The organism is Pseudomonas sp. B21-012, from assembly GCF_024749305.1.
Classification (GTDB): domain Bacteria; phylum Pseudomonadota; class Gammaproteobacteria; order Pseudomonadales; family Pseudomonadaceae; genus Aquipseudomonas.
Genome location: NZ_CP087197.1, coordinates 5,862,179 through 5,878,145 on the forward strand (window position 1 = coordinate 5,862,179; position 15,967 = coordinate 5,878,145).

The following is a 15,967-nucleotide window of genomic DNA, read 5'->3' on the forward strand; positions in this document are numbered from 1 at the left end:
CGGTTTCAGCGCTTTTTCGCGGTCAGATAAATACCCACCAGCAGACCAATGGTGCAGATACCAGCAACGTAATAAGCCGGCGCCATCGGGCTGAACTTGAGCATCGCGGTGACGGCCATCGGCGTCAGGCCGCCGAAGATCGCGTAGGCCAGGTTGTAGGAAAACGACAGGCCACTGAACCGAACTACCGGCGGGAAGGCTTTAACCATGACATACGGCACGGCGCCGACGATGCCGACACACAAGCCGGTCAAGGCATACAACGGGAACAGCCACTCGGGGTGGGTAGGCAGCGTGTGATAGAAGGTCCAGGAGGTCACCAGCAGCGCCAGGCTGCCAACAATGAACACCCGCCCGGCGCCAAAACGGTCGGCCAGCGCGCCGGTGCCGATGCAACCGAGGCTGAGCAGGACGATAGCCAGGCTGTTGGCCTTCAGCGAATCGGTCGGACTGACCTGATAAAGGCTCTGCAGCAGCGCCGGGGTCATCAGGATCACCACGACAATGCCGGCCGACAGCAGCCAGGTCAGCAGCATCGACAGCACGATGGCGCCACGGTGGTCGCGCAATACCGCGCGCAGCGGCACTTCTTCGGCCAGCGCCTTGCGCGCCTGCATCTCGGCAAACACCGGGGTTTCGTGCAGCCAGCGGCGCAGATAGACCGCGAACAAGCCAAACACGCCGCCGAGCAGGAACGGAATACGCCAGGCGTAATCGGCCACTTCCTGCTGGCTGTAAACCGTGTTGATCAGCGTCGCCACCAGCGAACCGAGCAGAATCCCGGCAGTCAGCCCCGCCGTCAGCGTGCCGCAAGCGTACCCGGTGTTGCGCGCCGGCACGTGCTCGGAGACGAACACCCAGGCGCCCGGCACTTCACCGCCAATCGCCGCGCCCTGGATCACCCGCATCACCAGCAACAGGATCGGAGCCCACAGGCCGATCTGCGCATAGGTCGGCAGCAAGCCCATGATCAGGGTCGGCACCGCCATCATGAAAATGCTCAGAGTGAACATCTTCTTGCGCCCCAGCAGGTCGCCGAAGTGGGCCATGACGATGCCGCCCAGCGGCCGCGCCAGGTAGCCGGCGGCAAAGATGCCAAACGTTTGCATCAAACGCAGCCATTCAGGCATTTCGGCGGGAAAGAACAGCTTGCCGACCACCGTGGCGAAGAACACGAAGATGATGAAATCGTAGAACTCCAGCGCACCGCCCAAGGCGGAAAGCGACAAGGTCTTGTAGTCACTGCGGGTCAGCGGCCTCGAAGGCTGCGCGATACTGCCGGGCACGGAGGTCATAGGTCTCTCTTGTTTGGCATTTCTTATTGGGGGTGCAGGCCGCCTGGCACGCGGGTTTGGGCCTGGGCAGCCTGGAAAGATAGCAAATTGGCAGAAAAAGCACATAGCAGTACAAATTCAATACAAGTATTCATGACTGCATGGTCGTCGCTGCGCTTTCGGCTCTATATACTGGCCGCCTGTAGGAAAGGGTTGCGCCTTCTGAAGGATGTTGTGCGAAAACGCCGCTAGGTATGCTTAGTCGGTTTCGCAGAGTTTCCCTTCGCCGCCTGGCAAAGCGAAAGCAGCGTAGAATAGTTGTGCTGAATCGTTTTTCGAGGCGTCTGTCATAGCGCCAACCAACGAAGCGTCATGGGTCAGAGGCACCCCCGGCATGATTGAACTCGAACAAGAAGATCCTATCCCGCAAGGCGACCTGGCCTTGCAGATCACCGCATTGCCCCGTGAAACCAACGGTTTCGGCGATATCTTCGGCGGCTGGCTGGTCGCCCAGATGGACCTGGCCGGTACCGCCATGGCCAGTCGCGTTGCCGGTGGCCGGGTAGCTACCGTGGCCATCGATCGCATGGCATTCCTGGTGCCGGTGGCAGTCGGCGCGCAATTGTCCTTCTATACCCAGACCCTGGAAATCGGCCGCAGCTCGATCCAGATGATGGTCGAGGTGTGGAGCGACGACCCGCTGTCCAGCGAGTGGCGCAAGGTGACCGAAGCGGTATTCGTGTTCGTCGCCATCGACGGCAGCGGGCGCACCCGCTCGGTTCCTCCTCGTCGCTGAGACCGCTGCGCGGTAAACTCGAAGGTATGCAAGCGGTCCAAGGCCGTACGGCAAACCTACGAGATAAAGCGCATGTCCACACCCAAGGTCGAATCCGAAAAGCACGGCGAGCTCAATTGCTGGCGCATCACCAGCGACACGGCTGAATTGCTGGTCGCCCAGCAAGGCGCGCAGGTGCTCAGCTATCAGCGGCTCGGCGAGCCACCTTTGCTGTGGCTCAGCGAACAGGCCATCTTCAGGCAGGGCAAGTCCGTGCGCGCCGGGGTTCCGGTGTGCTGGCCCTGGTTTGGCATTTTCAAGCGCAACCCCGATGCCGTGCAGGCCATGTATCGCGCTGAAGACGGCCCGGCCCATGGCCTGGTGCGCGGTCGTGACTGGCAATTGCTGGGCATCGCCGTGAAGGACGGCAATGTAACAATCGAATTCACCCTGCCAGAGGCCAAAGGCGACCTGCCCGGCTGGCCACACATCGTTGAGCTCAAGCTGACCATCGTCATGGGCGAACAGCTGAGCATCACCCTCTCCAGCTATAACCTCGACAACGTCCCGGTCACCCTCAGCCAGGCGCTGCACAGCTACTTCGCGGTCAGCGATGTGCGCGAGGTCCAGGTCGAAGGTGTCGATGGTCTGAACTACATCGAAACCCTGGCCAACTGGGAGCAGCGCCAGCAGCAAGGCGCGCTGGGCTTTGCCGGTGAAACCGACCGCATTTATCTGCAGGCGCCCGAGCAACTGAGCATCGTCGACCCGGCCTGGAATCGTCGCGTGGTGATAACGGCCCAGGGTTCGCGTACGGCTGTGATCTGGAACCCCTGGACCGAGCGTGCCGCTGAGTTGCCGGACATGGCCGATGATGGCTGGCAGCGCATGCTCTGCATCGAGACCGCGAACGTGTGGGACGATGTGGTGACACTGGCGCCTGGGGCAACCCATTCGCTGAGTCTGAAAATCGATAGCGAACAGCTCTAGATCACTATCGCGGGGCAAGCCCGCTCCCACAGTATCCGGTGGGAGCAAGCTTGCCCCGCGATCATTCAAAGATCGGCGTCTTCCACCACCCGCACCTTGGCTGCATCCATTGCATAGGCCGCATCCGCCAGGTCATTGCTGACCGTCTCCACCTTCAACGTACCGTTGACCCACAGCGGCGTGTAGATATCGTCGAGCTTCAAGCCCTTGGGATAGCGCACCAGCACCAGCTGGTTCGGTGGTGGCGGCGGTACGTGGATGCAGGCGCCGGGGTAAGGCACCAGGAAGAACAACGTGCTGTTGCCCTTGGCGTCGGTTTCCAGCGGCACCGGATACCCGCCCAGGCGGATGTGCTTGCCATTCATGGCGGCCACGGTCTTGGTCGAATACATCACTGCCGGCAAGCCCTTGCTCTGCTTGAGGCCACCCTTTTCGCTGAAGGTGCCCATGGCTTCCGGGGAGTTGTGGTCGATTTCGGGCATCTGCTCGAGGGCTTTCTGGTCCGACTTGGGCATCAGCTCCAGCCAGTCGGTTTCCGGCAACTCAGCCCGGGCCAGGCCGCTCAGCAGCAACAGAGAAAGCAGTAATACACGGCGCATGAAAAAGCTCGGCAACGAAGGAATTCGGTGCCGAGCATTCTAGCCTGCCGTCAGCTCTTTTTGACGACCAGCCCGTAGATCACCAACAGGATAATCGCGCCCACCAGCGCGCCGAGGAAACCTGCACCCTCTCCAGCCTGATAGATGCCCAGCGCCTGGCCGCCGTAGGTCGCGGCGAGCGAACCGGCAATGCCCAGCAGAATGGTCATGATCCAGCCCATGCTGTCGTCGCCAGGCTTTAGAAAGCGTGCCAGCAGACCGACGATCAGGCCGATGAAGATGGTTCCGATGATACCCATGGCAATCCCTCTGAGTTGAATGGCGCATGCCAAAGCCTAGTCAGCGCTTTGGCATCCTGCCATCAGAGGGACAGCGGGGCGGGAAGGTTCCCTTCAGCCCTTGATCAGGGCTTCGACTTGCTGGATTTTTTGCTCCAGGGTCGTCAGGTCGTCGCAGCGCAGGGTGGCGTGGCCAACCTTGCGACCGACCTTGAAGGCCTTGCCGTAGTGGTGCAGGTGGCATTCGTCGATGGCGATCACCTGGTCGACTGCCGGCACTTCGCCGATGAAGTTGAGCATGGCGCTTTCGCCGACCTTGGCGGTCGAACCCAGCGGCAGGCCGGCAACGGCGCGCAGGTGGTTCTCAAACTGGCTGCACTCGGCGCCTTCGATGGTCCAGTGCCCGGAATTGTGCACCCGCGGGGCGATCTCGTTGGCTTTAAGGCCGCCATCGACTTCGAAGAACTCGAAGGCCAGCACACCGACGTAGTCGAGCTGCTTGAGCACGCGACCGGCGTAGTCTTCGGCCAGGCCCTGCAGCAGGTGGTCTTCGCTGGCCACCGACAAACGCAGGATGCCGTTCTCGTGGGTGTTGTGCACCAGCGGGTAGAAGCGGGTTTCGCCATCGCGTGCACGCACGGCGATCAGCGACACTTCGCCGGTGAACGGCACGAAGCCTTCGAGCAGGCACGGCACGCTGCCCAGTTCGGCGAAAGTACCCACAACATCTGCGGCAGTTCGCAGCACTTTCTGACCTTTGCCATCATAACCCAAGGTGCGGGTCTTGAGCACGGCAGGCAGGCCGATGCTGGCAACGGCGGCCTCCAGGTCCGCTTGCGACTGGATATCGGCGAAAGCCGGGGTGGGAATGCCCAGGTCCTTGAACATGCTCTTTTCGAACCAGCGATCGCGGGCGATACGCAGCGACTCGGCGCTCGGGTAGACCGGCACGAACTGCGAAAGGAAGGCCACGGTTTCTGCCGGGACGCTTTCGAACTCGAAGGTCACCAGGTCAACTTCGTCGGCCAACTGCCGCAGGTGGTCCTGGTCACCGTAATCGGCGCGCAGGTGCTCGCCCAGGGGCGCCGCGCAGGCGTCCGGAGCCGGGTCGAGGAAAGCGAAGTTCATGCCCAGCGGAGTACCTGCCAGGGCCAACATGCGGCCCAGCTGGCCGCCACCGATTACACCGATTTTCATGCTTTTGACCTCAAGCCTGGCGCGGATCTGGATTGTCCAGAACGTTGTCTGTCTGCTCAGCGCGGAACTGTTTGAGCACAGTGTGGAACTGCGGGTGCTTGGCGCCGAGGATGCTCGCCGAGAGCAGCGCGGCGTTGATCGCGCCAGCCTTGCCGATCGCCAGGGTGGCAACCGGAATGCCGGCCGGCATCTGCACGATCGACAGCAGCGAATCGACACCCGAGAGCATCGACGACTGCACCGGTACGCCCAGCACCGGCAGGTGGGTCTTGGCCGCGCACATGCCTGGCAGGTGGGCAGCGCCACCGGCGCCGGCGATGATCACCTCGATGCCACGGCCTTCGGCCTCTTCGGCATACTGGAACAGCAGGTCCGGGGTACGGTGGGCAGAGACCACCTTGACCTCGTAGGGAATGCCGAGTTTTTCCAGCATATCGGCGGTGTGGCTAAGGGTGGACCAATCGGACTTGGAGCCCATGATCACGCCAACCAGTGCACTCATCGTCGAGCCTCTTCTCTTGGGCGCCCGCAGGCGCGTCAAAAAACAACAAGCCACGCGGGGACAACCGGCGTGGCTTGTTATACGAATTAGGGCCGGGTGAAACCGACCGAAGGCCGCGCAGTATATCGCAAAGCGGTGCGCTTAATGCACTCCGACGACCAACTGTCGGCCTTATTTTTCGGGGCTTTGGCTGACTTTCGGGTCAAGCCGGCGTCGCCGGCCCACCCTCCAGCTTGCGCCACAGCAGGCGCACGTTGGCCTTGCGCACCAGGGCGCAGCGATACAGGCGGATTTCCAGCGGTACGTGCCACTGGCTACCGCCGCAAATCACCAGCTCACCGCGTTCAAGTTCGGCCCGCGCCGACAGCCTCGGCACCCAGGCGATGCCCAGGCCTTCGAGGGCCATGCTCTTGAGGCTGTCGGCCATCGCCGTTTCATAGACAGTGGTAAAGCGCAGGTTGCGCTGGCGCAGCAGCAGATTGACCGAACGCCCAAGGAACGCCCCGGCGCTATAGGCCAGTAGCGGCACGCTGCCCTCGCCTTCCAGGTCGAACAGCGGCTTGCCGTCGGCATCGGCGGCGCACACGGGCAGCATTTCAGTGTGACCCAGGTGCAACGAGGGGAAGATCTCCGCATCCATCTGCAAGGCGGCATCGGGGTCGTAGAACGCCAGCATCAGATCACAACCGCCTTCGCGCAGGGCATGCACAGCGTCGCCGACGTTGGTCGCGACCAAACGCGTGGCGATGTTCAGGCCGTCGTTGCGCAACTGCGCGATCCAGCGCGGAAAGAACCCCAGCGCCAGCGAGTGCGCCGCTGACACCTGGATCACCTCGCCCTGCCCGCCTTCCAGGTGATGCAGATGGCGCAGCACCTCGCCCAGCTGATCAACCACCGTACGCGCCGTCACCAAAAACAATTGCCCCGCCGCCGTCAGCTCGATCGGCGTGCGCGAGCGGTTGACCAGGGTCAGCCCCAATGCCGCTTCCAGGCTGCGAATGCGTCGGCTGAAGGCCGGCTGGGTGACAAAGCGGCGCTCGGCGGCCTGGGAAAAGCTGCGGGTGGCGGCCAGGGCACTGAAATCTTCCAGCCATTTGCTCTCAAGGTTCATGGGCTCTCCAGGCATGCACCAAAATTGAACACGCTCGATCGGCAGTTGGCGTCACATCAACCCGTATGCCGTTTGTGCATAGGTTAGCGTGCAACAGCATTGGCCGCAAAATCGGCGCGGGCCTAGGATTGGCGCCATTCCGGCATGTGCCGGGTCAAAATCGAGATGATATCCATCATGTCCGCTGCTGCATCGTTCCGTGTCGAAAAAGATCTGCTTGGCACCCTCGAAGTTCCTGCCGATGCCTACTACGGTATCCAGACTCTGCGTGCTGCCAACAACTTCCACCTCTCCGGCGTTCCGCTGTCGCACTACCCTAAACTGGTTGTGGCCCTGGCCATGGTCAAACAGGCTGCTGCTGACGCCAACCGCGAGCTGGGTCACCTGAGCGATGCCAAGCACGCTGCCATCAGCGAGGCTTGCGCCCGTCTGATCCGCGGCGACTACCACGAGCAGTTCGTGGTCGACATGATTCAAGGCGGTGCTGGTACTTCTACCAACATGAACGCCAACGAAGTCATCGCCAACATCGCGCTGGAGGCCATGGGCCACCAGAAAGGCGAGTACAAGTACCTGCACCCGAACAACGACGTGAACATGGCGCAGTCGACCAACGACGCCTACCCGACTGCGATCCGCCTGGGTCTGCTGCTGGGTCACGACGCCCTGCTGGCCAGCCTCGACAGCCTGATCCAGGCCTTCGCTGCCAAAGGCCAGGAATTCGACCACGTACTGAAGATGGGCCGTACCCAGCTGCAGGACGCCGTGCCGATGACCCTGGGCCAGGAATTCCGCGCCTTCGCCACCACCATGACCGAAGACCTCAACCGTCTGCGTTCGCTGGCGCCAGAGCTGCTGACTGAAATCAACCTGGGTGGTACCGCCATCGGTACCGGCATCAACGCCGACCCTGGCTACCAGCTCTTGGCCGTTCAGCGCCTGGCCACCATCAGCGGCCAGCCGCTGGTCCCGGCTGCCGACCTGATCGAAGCCACCTCGGACATGGGCGCCTTCGTCCTGTTCTCGGGCATGCTCAAGCGCACCGCGGTCAAGCTGTCGAAGATCTGCAACGACCTGCGCCTGCTGTCCAGCGGCCCACGTACCGGCATCAACGAAATCAACCTGCCAGCGCGTCAGCCAGGCAGCTCGATCATGCCAGGCAAGGTCAACCCGGTAATCCCGGAAGCGGTCAACCAGGTGGCCTTCGCCATCATGGGTAACGACCTGGCCCTGACCGTCGCCGCCGAAGGTGGCCAGCTGCAGCTGAACGTCATGGAGCCGCTGATCGCCTACAAGATCTTCGACTCGATCCGCCTGCTGCAACGCGCCATGGACATGCTGCGCGAGCACTGCATCGTCGGCATCACCGCCAACGAACAGCGCTGCCGTGAACTGGTCGAGCACTCGATCGGCCTGGTCACCGCCCTGAACCCGTACATCGGCTACGAAAACGCCACCCGTATCGCTGCCATCGCCCTGGAAAGCGGCCGTGGCGTGCTGGAACTGGTCCGCGAGGAAGGCCTGCTGGACGAAGAGATGCTCAACGACATCCTGCGTCCGGAAAACATGATTGCTCCGCGTCTGGTGCCGCTCAAGGCGTAACCGATGCTGTAACACGCTCACCAGGTCGAGGGACTAGACACCTCTCACCTTTTGAGGGCCCAGGGATCATTCCCCGGGCCCTTTTTTTATGCCCTTTCAGATGGCATATCCGCCACGCCAAGGCAGACGCGCGGCGCTCGCATCGGTATAGTGCCCGCCCTCTTGCGTGCCAGCACCCTGGCGCTACACGCAGCAAAGTCATCAAAAGCGAGGAACACTCCATGCTTGAAGTCATCAACGACTTCCTCTCGGGCAAGGTACTGATCGTGCTCATTGTCGGTCTGGGCAGTTACTTCACGATCCGCTCGCGTTTCGTTCAGTTGCGGTACTTCACCCACATGTTCGCGGTGTTTCGCGACAGCCTGCGCAGCAGCAGCGAGCAACTGAGCTCGTTCCAGGCGCTGATGCTCAGCCTGGCCGGCCGGGTCGGTGCCGGTAACATTGCCGGGGTCGGTATCGCCGTGACCCTTGGCGGCCCCGGTGCGGTGTTCTGGATGTGGGTGACCGCGCTGGTCGGCATGTCCAGCAGCTTCATCGAATGCACCCCCGGCCAGCTGTACAAGCGTTGCGACAGCGAAGGCCAGTACCGCGGCGGCCCGTCGTATTACATCGAGCACGGCCTGGGCAAACGCTGGCTGGGCATGGTCATGGCCTTCCTGCTGCTGGTGACCTTCGGTTTCGCCTTCAACGGCCTGCAAGCCCACGCCGTGACCCACTCGCTGAACAACGCCTTCCAGTTCGACACCACCTACACCGGCATCGCCCTGGCGGTGCTGCTGGGCCTGGTGTTCATCGGCGGTATCAAGCGCATCGCCGCCGTCGCCGACCTGCTGGTACCGGTCAAGACCCTGGCCTACATCGCCGTGACCCTGTACGTGATCGTGCTGCAGTTCGACCAGGTGCCGGACATGCTGATGACCATCGTCAAGAGCGCCTTCGGCCTCGATCAGGCCTTCGGTGGCCTGGTTGGCAGCGCCATCATCATGGGCGTCAAACGTGGCGTGTTCGCCAACGAAGCCGGCCTTGGCAGCGCACCCAACGTCGCCGCCGTGGCCGAAGTCGACCACCCGATTGCCCAGGGCGTGGTCCAGGCGTTCTCGGTGTTCCTCGACACCTTCATTATCTGCACCTGCACCGCCTTGCTGATCCTGCTGTCGGGCTTCTACACCCCGGGCTTCGAAGGCGACGGCATTGCCCTGACCCAGAACTCGCTGGCGGCGGTGGTCGGTGACTGGGGGCGGATCTTCATCAGCGTCGCCCTGGCGCTGTTTGTGTTCACCTCGATCCTCTACAACTACTACCTGGGCGAGAGCAACCTGCGCTTTCTGGTCGGCGACAACCGCAAAGCCCTGATCGGCTACCGCGCCCTGGTGTTGCTGCTGATCTTCTGGGGCGCGGTGCAGAACCTGGGCACGGTGTTCGCGTTCGCCGACATCACCATGACCTGCCTGGCCTTCGTCAACCTGATCGCCCTGGCCCTGCTGTTCAAGGTGGCCATGCGCGTACTGCGCGATTACGACGACCAGCGCGCAGCCGGGATAAAAACGCCGGTGTTCGATTCGGCCAAGTTCGCCGACCTCGACCTGGACACCAACGCCTGGCCTGCCAAGGTCGAAGACACCAAGCGCTGACAGCCAGCCCGGTGTTCGCGTACTGTGGTCGGCTTAACCCAAGCCGACCACGGAGACAGGCGAATGGCAATTGCGCAACCGGCCCGCAACATCATGGTGCTGTACACCGGCGGCACCATCGGCATGCAAGCCAGCGCCAACGGCCTGGCTCCGGCGTCCGGCTTCGAACAGCGGATGCGCGCGCAACTGGCCGGCCAGGCCGGCATTCCCACCTGGCAGTTCCGTGAACTGCTGCCGCTGATCGACAGCGCCAACATGACCCCGCAGTACTGGCAGCGCCTGCGTGCGGCGATCATCGACGCCGTCGACAGCCAAGGTTGCGATGCCGTGCTGGTATTGCATGGCACCGATACCCTGGCCTACAGCGCCGCCGCCATGAGCTTCCAGCTGCTGGGCTTGCAGGCCCCAGTGCTGTTCACCGGCTCGATGCTGCCGGCCGGGGTCGCCGACAGCGATGCCTGGGAGAACCTCACCGGCGCATTACAAGCCCTGGCCACCGGCGTCGCGCCGGGTGTGCAGCTGTATTTTCACGGAGAGTTGCTAGCCCCGCACCGTACCGCCAAGGTCCGCAGCTTTGGCCGGCATCCGTTCGTTACCCTCAAGCGCTTTGCCGGCGCTGACGCAACGATGCCCGGGCCTGCAGCGCTCGATTATCGCCAGCCCAAGCAAGTCGCCAATGTCGCCGTGCTGCCTCTGGTGCCGGGGATCGGCGCGCCAATGGTGCAGGCCGCGCTCGCCAGCGGTGCCCAGGGCTTGATCCTGGAATGCTTTGGCAGTGGCACCGGCCCCTCCGACAACCCCGACTTTCTCGCCGCTCTGGGCGAGGCTCAGGCAAGCGGTGTGGTCGTGGTCGCCATCACCCAGTGCCATGAAGGCGGGGTCGAACTGGATGTCTATGAGGCCGGCAGCCGCTTGCGTCAGGCCGGCGTGCTGTCGGGTGGCGGCATGACCCGCGAAGCGTTGCTTGGCAAGTTGCAGTTGCTGCTGGGCAGCGGCTTGCCGGTTGGCGAGGTAAGGCACCTGGTGGAGCAGGACCTTTGCGGGGAATTGCTGTAAGCGGCTCAAGGCATACAAATTGCTCGATTTGCTCGGCCAACCTGTCGAAAGAAGCCGAGCATGCTCCATTCACACCTCACCACCCTCAACGCTGTGTCGCTGGTTCTGCAAGCCTTTCAAGGCCAGGGCCCCGGCGCTGAAGCGCTGCTGGCCGGCAGCGGCATCAGCCCGGCAGACCTGGGCCGCGCCGACTCGCGCATCACCACCCGCCAAGAGATGCTGGTGTGTGCCAATGCGGTGGCCCGACGCCGCGAAGTAGGCCTGGAGCTGGGCCGGCGCATGCATGTTTCCTGCTACGGCATGCTCGGTTACGCCCTGCTCTCCAGTGCCACCTTAGGTGACGCTTTGCGCCTGGCGATGCAGTACCCGGCGCTACTGGGAACACTTTTTCAGCTGCGTCTGGTCGAGGATGGCGAGCGGGTCTGGTTCAGCGCCAGCGATTATCGCGAAGACCCGCAATTGGCTGCATTCAACGCCGAGTTCTGTCTGACCTCGCTGAAAGTCATCTGCGACGACCTGCTTGGCCAGCCATTGCCGCTGACGGCTGCACGCTTCGCCCACCCAATGCCGGATTACCATGCACTGTACGGCGACAGCTTTGCCTGCCCATTGCGATTCGAGGCCACCGACAATGCCTTCGCCTTCGCCCGCACATGGCTGGACCAGCCCCTGCCGCTGGCCGACCAGATCACTCACCAGGCCATGAGCGAGCGCTGCCGGCGGCTTAACCTGGAGTTCACCGGCCGCCAGGCCTGGCTCGGGCGGATCCGCCAACTGCTGCTCGAACAACTCGATGCGGCGCCCGGCCTCGAGGGCCTGGCGCGGCAAATGAACTGCTCGTCGCGCACCTTGCGCCGGCACCTGCAGGAGCTGGGCAGCAGTTATCAACAGCTGCTCGATGAACTGCGTTTCGAGCGCGCCAAGCAACTGTTGGCCGAAGATCAGTTGCCCATCTACCGCATCGCCGAACTACTCGGCTTCAGCGAGACCGCCAGCTTTCGCCACGCCTTCATGCGCTGGAGCGGGGTGGCGCCGAGTCACTTCCGCGCCTGAACATCGCGCTTGCACCGCCGGGGGGCGAAATCCGGACAGTCAGGTTGGCCATATCGATCCCCTTTTGGCCGTTTCCGTCGTTCTGCAGCAGGCCCGTGCCACCAACAATGGAGCGACGCCAGTGACCCGGAGAACAACAACATGCTGACGATCTATTCCGATGACCACCGCCTGCACCACGGCCGCTGCGAGCTGATCGACGGGCAACTGATGCCCTGCTTCGAAATGCCCTCGCGCGCCGACCATGTCCTGGACCGGGTAAAGACCCGTGAACTGGGGGCCATCAAGGGCCCTGCCGATTTTGGCCGCGCGCCCTTGCTGCGGGTGCACAGCGCCGATTACCTGAACTTCTTCGAAGGCGCCTGGCTGCGCTGGACCCAACTGGGCCACGAAGGCGACCTGCTGCCCTTCACCTGGCCGGCGCGCACCCTGCGCAGCGTCAAACCCAGCGGCCTGCATGGCGAGCTTGGCTACTACAGCTTCGACGCTGGCGCGCCCATCACCGCGGGTACCTGGCAAGCGGCCTACAGCGCCGCACAAGTAGCCCTTACCGCCCAGGCGGCAATCCAGACCGGCGCCCACAGCGCCTTCGCCCTCTGCCGGCCACCCGGGCACCACGCCGCCAGCGACGTCATGGGGGGTTATTGCTACCTGAACAACGCCGCCATCGCCGCCCAGGCGTTCCTCGACCAGGGCCGGCGCAAGGTGGCTATCCTCGATGTCGACTACCACCACGGCAACGGCACCCAGGAAATCTTCTACCAGCGCAGCGATGTGTTCTTCGCCTCGATCCATGGTGATCCGCAGGCCGAATTCCCGTTCTTTCTCGGCTATGCCGACGAGCGCGGCGAAGGCGAGGGTCTGGGCTACAACGTCAACTACCCGCTGCCAGCCGGCAGTGACTGGCCGACTTGGAGCAAGGCCCTGGACGAGGCCTGTGAGCGCATCGCCGCCTACGGCCCGGACGTGCTGGTAATTTCCTTGGGCGTGGATACCTTCAAGGACGATCCGATTTCCCAGTTCAAGCTCGACAGCCCCGACTACCTGCAGATGGGCGAACGCATTGCCCGCCTCGGCAAGCCGACGCTGTTCGTCATGGAAGGCGGTTATGCGGTCGAGGAAATCGGCATCAACGCGGTGAACGTACTCGAAGGTTTCGAACGCGCCCAACAGGAAGCTCAAGCATGACCCGACTCCAGCGCCTGCTCGCCCCGCTGCTGTGCAGCACCCTGCTCGCCGGTAGCCTGCAAGCTGCCGAACAACGCACCCTGCGGGTCTACAACTGGTTCGACTACATCACCCCGCAAACCCTGGTGGACTTCCAGAAAGACAGCCAGGTCAAACTCATCTACGACATCTTCGACACCAACGAAGCCCTGGAAGCCAAGCTGTTGACCGGCAACTCCGGCTACGACGTGGTGGTGCCGTCCAACGTGTTCCTGGCCAAGCAGATCGAAGCCGGGGTATTCCACCCCCTGGACCGCAGCAAGTTGCCGAACTGGCAGCACCTGGACCCGAAGCTGATGAAGCTGATCGAGGCCAACGACCCCGGCAACCAGTTCGCCGTGCCCTACATGTACGGCACCGTGCTGATCGGCTTCAACCCGGCCAAGGTCAAGGCGGCGCTAGGCGACAACGCCCCGGTCGACAGCTGGGACCTGATCTTCAAGGAGGAGAACATCGCCAAGCTCAAGCAGTGCGGCGTAGCCTTACTTGATTCACCCTCTGAAATCCTGCCACTGGCCCTGCAGTACCTCGGCCTGCCACCGAACAGCACGAAACCTGCTGATTACAAAAAGGCCGAAGCGCTACTGCTGAAAATCCGCCCGCACGTCACCTACTTCCATTCCTCCAAATACATGGCGGATATTGCCAATGGCGACATCTGCGTAGCGGTCGGCTACTCCGGCAGCTTCTCCCAGGCCGCCAACCGCGCCAGCGAGGCGAAGAACGGCGTGGTCGTCGACATGCGTCTGCCCAAGGAAGGTGCGCCAATCTGGTTCGACATGCTGGCAATCCCCAAAGGCGCGGCCAACCCGGAAGATGCCTACACCTTCATCAACTACCTGCTGCAGCCAAAGGTGATCGCGCCCATCAGCGACTTTGTCGGTTACCCCAACCCGAACAAGGACGCCACCGAACGGGTTGCCCCGGCCATCCGCAATAACCCCAACCTGTACCCCCCCGAAGAAGCCATGGCCAAGCTTTATACCCTCAAGCCACTACCGCGCGATGCCGAGCGAGCGCGCACCCGTGCCTGGACCAAGATCAAGGCCGGGACCTGACCATCACCGACGCCAGGCCCGCCGCAAGCGGGTCAGCGCGTCGGCAGTAGCGGCTTCGTCGACAGCGGCGAAACCCAGTACCAGGCCGGCACGTTTATCCACAGGGACGGTCGAGTCAGGCAGCCAGAAATCGCTGAGGGCATTGAGTTCAACACCCACCGCTTCGGCTCGGGCGATCAAATCCTGCTCACGGGCATAACTGTCGACCTCGACTTTCACATGCAATCCAGCCGCAACCTCTGGCATCGAGCCGACGCCGCTAACGTCCATTGGCCAGCCCGCTTTCAACGCATTACGCCGGCTCAAGGCAGCTCGGCGCATGCGCCGGATATGCCGTTGAAAATGCCCCTGGGCCATGAACTGGGCCATCACTGCCTGAGTGCCTATTTCAGAGTGGCGCACGGCCAGCGCCCGGCAGCGGGAAAACACCTGCACCAACTGCCTGGGCAGCACCAGGTAACCCAGGCGCAGCGCCGGAAAGGCTATCTTGCCGAAGGTGCCGACATACAACACCCGCCCACTGCGATCCAGCGCCGCCAGAGGCGCTAGCGGGTCGCCGCTGTAGCGGTACTCACCGTCGTAGTCATCTTCGATGATCCAGCCGTCCTTGCGCTCGGCCCAGGCCAGCAACTGCAGACGACGGGCCAGGCTCATGGTGACGCCGGTCGGATACTGGTGCGATGGCGTCACATAGCTGAGGCGACAATGTTCCACGGCATTGAGCGCAGCGCAGTCCAGGCCCTCATCGTCGACCGCCACGCCTTGCACTTTTGCCCCGGTCAAGGCGAAGGCGTTTCCAGCAGCGCGGTAACCGGGGTTTTCCACAGCCACTACTTCGCCAGGCTCCAATAACAGCTGTGCACAAAGGCTGATGGCCTGCTGTGCGCCACTGGTGATCACAATTTGTTCAGCCGTGCAGGAAAGTCCACGAGATCGACGCAAATAGGTCGCGATCAGCTCACGAAGCTGCGGTTCGCCGGCAGGATCGCCATACCCCAGCGCGGCCGGATCGGGATTGCGCCAGAAACCCGCCTGCAGCTTGGCCCAGACGTCGAACGGGAACAAATCGAACGCCGGCAAACCGACGCGAAAAGCCCGTGGCGGACCACTTTTCGGTGGCGGTAAATGGTGGCTTTCCAGGCGGTTGCAAGGACCATTGTGGATAAGTTTGCTGGATGAATCCACAGTGCTATTTGCTGTTTTTGTGGATAACCCTGTGGAAAAACCCAGGGATAACCCTGTGGATACTTTTGTGGATAGTTTTGGCAGCTGGCTGACATAGGTGCCATCGCCGACCCGGCTTTCGATATAGCCTTCGGCGTACAACTGGTCGTAGGCACGCACCACGCTGTTGCGCGACAACGACAGCGCCGCAGCCATATCACGGCTGGCCGGCAAGCGCGTGCCACTGCTCAGGCGACCGTCCAGCACGCGCATGCGAAGCGCCTGGTAAAGCTGGCGGCTGAGCCCCTGGCGGCGATCAAGGACGATACCAGTCGGGTCGAACGGCAAGGTGAAGGGGCGCTCGCTCATGACAATGGACCTATGAAATTAGCTGGAAATGGCTCTTACCTTAGTCCAATAGCCTGCCTAGGATTGAGCCATTCGCCAAGG

General features: G+C 62.6%; 15 protein-coding genes. 8 read left to right on the top strand and 7 right to left on the bottom strand.

Annotation, left to right across the window (positions count from 1 at the left end; genetic code table 11):
- Positions 1-5 precede the first annotated feature (5 nt).
- Positions 6-1,295, bottom strand: coding sequence for an MFS transporter (locus LOY37_RS27035; RefSeq protein WP_045199508.1), 1,290 nt, complete (start codon positions 1,293-1,295; stop codon positions 6-8).
- A 373-nt stretch (positions 1,296-1,668) separates the two neighbouring features.
- Between LOY37_RS27035 and LOY37_RS27040 the strand changes: the two genes are divergently transcribed.
- Both LOY37_RS27040 and LOY37_RS27045 read left to right on the top strand, forming a co-directional pair.
- Complete coding sequence (locus LOY37_RS27040; protein ID WP_009402429.1) at positions 1,669-2,070, top strand: acyl-CoA thioesterase; 402 nt, start codon at positions 1,669-1,671, stop codon at positions 2,068-2,070.
- A 72-nt stretch (positions 2,071-2,142) separates the two neighbouring features.
- On the top strand, positions 2,143-3,039 hold the full coding sequence (locus LOY37_RS27045; RefSeq protein ID WP_093377946.1) for a D-hexose-6-phosphate mutarotase: 897 nt from the start codon (positions 2,143-2,145) through the stop codon (positions 3,037-3,039).
- 65 nt (positions 3,040-3,104) lie between these two features.
- Here the strand turns inward: LOY37_RS27045 and LOY37_RS27050 are convergent, their stop codons facing one another.
- From LOY37_RS27050 to LOY37_RS27070, 5 genes are all read right to left on the bottom strand, one after another.
- Entirely contained in the window at positions 3,105-3,638 is a 534-nt protein-coding gene (locus LOY37_RS27050) for a DUF3299 domain-containing protein (RefSeq protein ID WP_045199652.1), read from the bottom strand.
- Between the two features lie 50 nt (positions 3,639-3,688).
- Entirely contained in the window at positions 3,689-3,937 is a 249-nt protein-coding gene (locus tag LOY37_RS27055; protein WP_045199503.1) for a GlsB/YeaQ/YmgE family stress response membrane protein, read from the bottom strand.
- 93 nt (positions 3,938-4,030) lie between these two features.
- Entirely contained in the window at positions 4,031-5,113 is a 1,083-nt protein-coding gene (locus LOY37_RS27060) for a 5-(carboxyamino)imidazole ribonucleotide synthase (RefSeq protein WP_093377936.1), read from the bottom strand.
- A gap of 10 nt (positions 5,114-5,123) precedes the next feature.
- Positions 5,124-5,615 (bottom strand): 5-(carboxyamino)imidazole ribonucleotide mutase, encoded by a 492-nt coding sequence (purE, locus tag LOY37_RS27065; protein ID WP_038615995.1) that lies wholly within the window; start codon positions 5,613-5,615, stop codon positions 5,124-5,126.
- A gap of 202 nt (positions 5,616-5,817) precedes the next feature.
- The gene (locus tag LOY37_RS27070) at positions 5,818-6,726 is read right to left on the bottom strand and encodes a LysR substrate-binding domain-containing protein (RefSeq protein ID WP_045199499.1); all 909 of its coding nucleotides are present in this window, start codon (positions 6,724-6,726) and stop codon (positions 5,818-5,820) included.
- Positions 6,727-6,903: 177 nt separating this feature from the next.
- On the opposite strand from LOY37_RS27070, the gene aspA reads away from it, so the two are divergent.
- The 6 genes from aspA to LOY37_RS27100 all read left to right on the top strand — a co-directional run bounded on the left by aspA (position 6,904) and on the right by LOY37_RS27100 (position 14,353).
- On the top strand, positions 6,904-8,328 hold the full coding sequence (aspA, locus tag LOY37_RS27075) for an aspartate ammonia-lyase (RefSeq protein ID WP_045199650.1): 1,425 nt from the start codon (positions 6,904-6,906) through the stop codon (positions 8,326-8,328).
- A gap of 221 nt (positions 8,329-8,549) precedes the next feature.
- Positions 8,550-9,959: an alanine/glycine:cation symporter family protein gene (locus tag LOY37_RS27080; protein WP_408980675.1), complete on the top strand. Its 1,410-nt coding sequence runs from the start codon at positions 8,550-8,552 to the stop codon at positions 9,957-9,959.
- A gap of 63 nt (positions 9,960-10,022) precedes the next feature.
- The gene (locus LOY37_RS27085; RefSeq protein ID WP_045199495.1) at positions 10,023-11,015 is read left to right on the top strand and encodes an asparaginase; all 993 of its coding nucleotides are present in this window, start codon (positions 10,023-10,025) and stop codon (positions 11,013-11,015) included.
- 60 nt (positions 11,016-11,075) lie between these two features.
- Positions 11,076-12,068 carry an AraC family transcriptional regulator gene (locus LOY37_RS27090; protein WP_045199493.1) on the top strand — a complete coding sequence of 331 codons (993 nt, stop codon included), beginning with the start codon at positions 11,076-11,078 and terminating at the stop codon, positions 12,066-12,068.
- Positions 12,069-12,209: 141 nt separating this feature from the next.
- Positions 12,210-13,256 (top strand): histone deacetylase family protein, encoded by a 1,047-nt coding sequence (locus LOY37_RS27095; RefSeq protein ID WP_093377920.1) that lies wholly within the window; start codon positions 12,210-12,212, stop codon positions 13,254-13,256.
- Entirely contained in the window at positions 13,253-14,353 is a 1,101-nt protein-coding gene (locus LOY37_RS27100; protein ID WP_258716073.1) for a polyamine ABC transporter substrate-binding protein, read from the top strand. The genes LOY37_RS27095 and LOY37_RS27100 overlap by 4 nt, the downstream gene beginning before the upstream one ends.
- Positions 14,354-14,356: 3 nt before the next feature.
- Here the strand turns inward: LOY37_RS27100 and LOY37_RS27105 are convergent, their stop codons facing one another.
- Complete coding sequence (locus tag LOY37_RS27105) at positions 14,357-15,886, bottom strand: PLP-dependent aminotransferase family protein (protein ID WP_258716074.1); 1,530 nt, start codon at positions 15,884-15,886, stop codon at positions 14,357-14,359.
- Between the last annotated feature and the right edge of the window lie 81 nt (positions 15,887-15,967).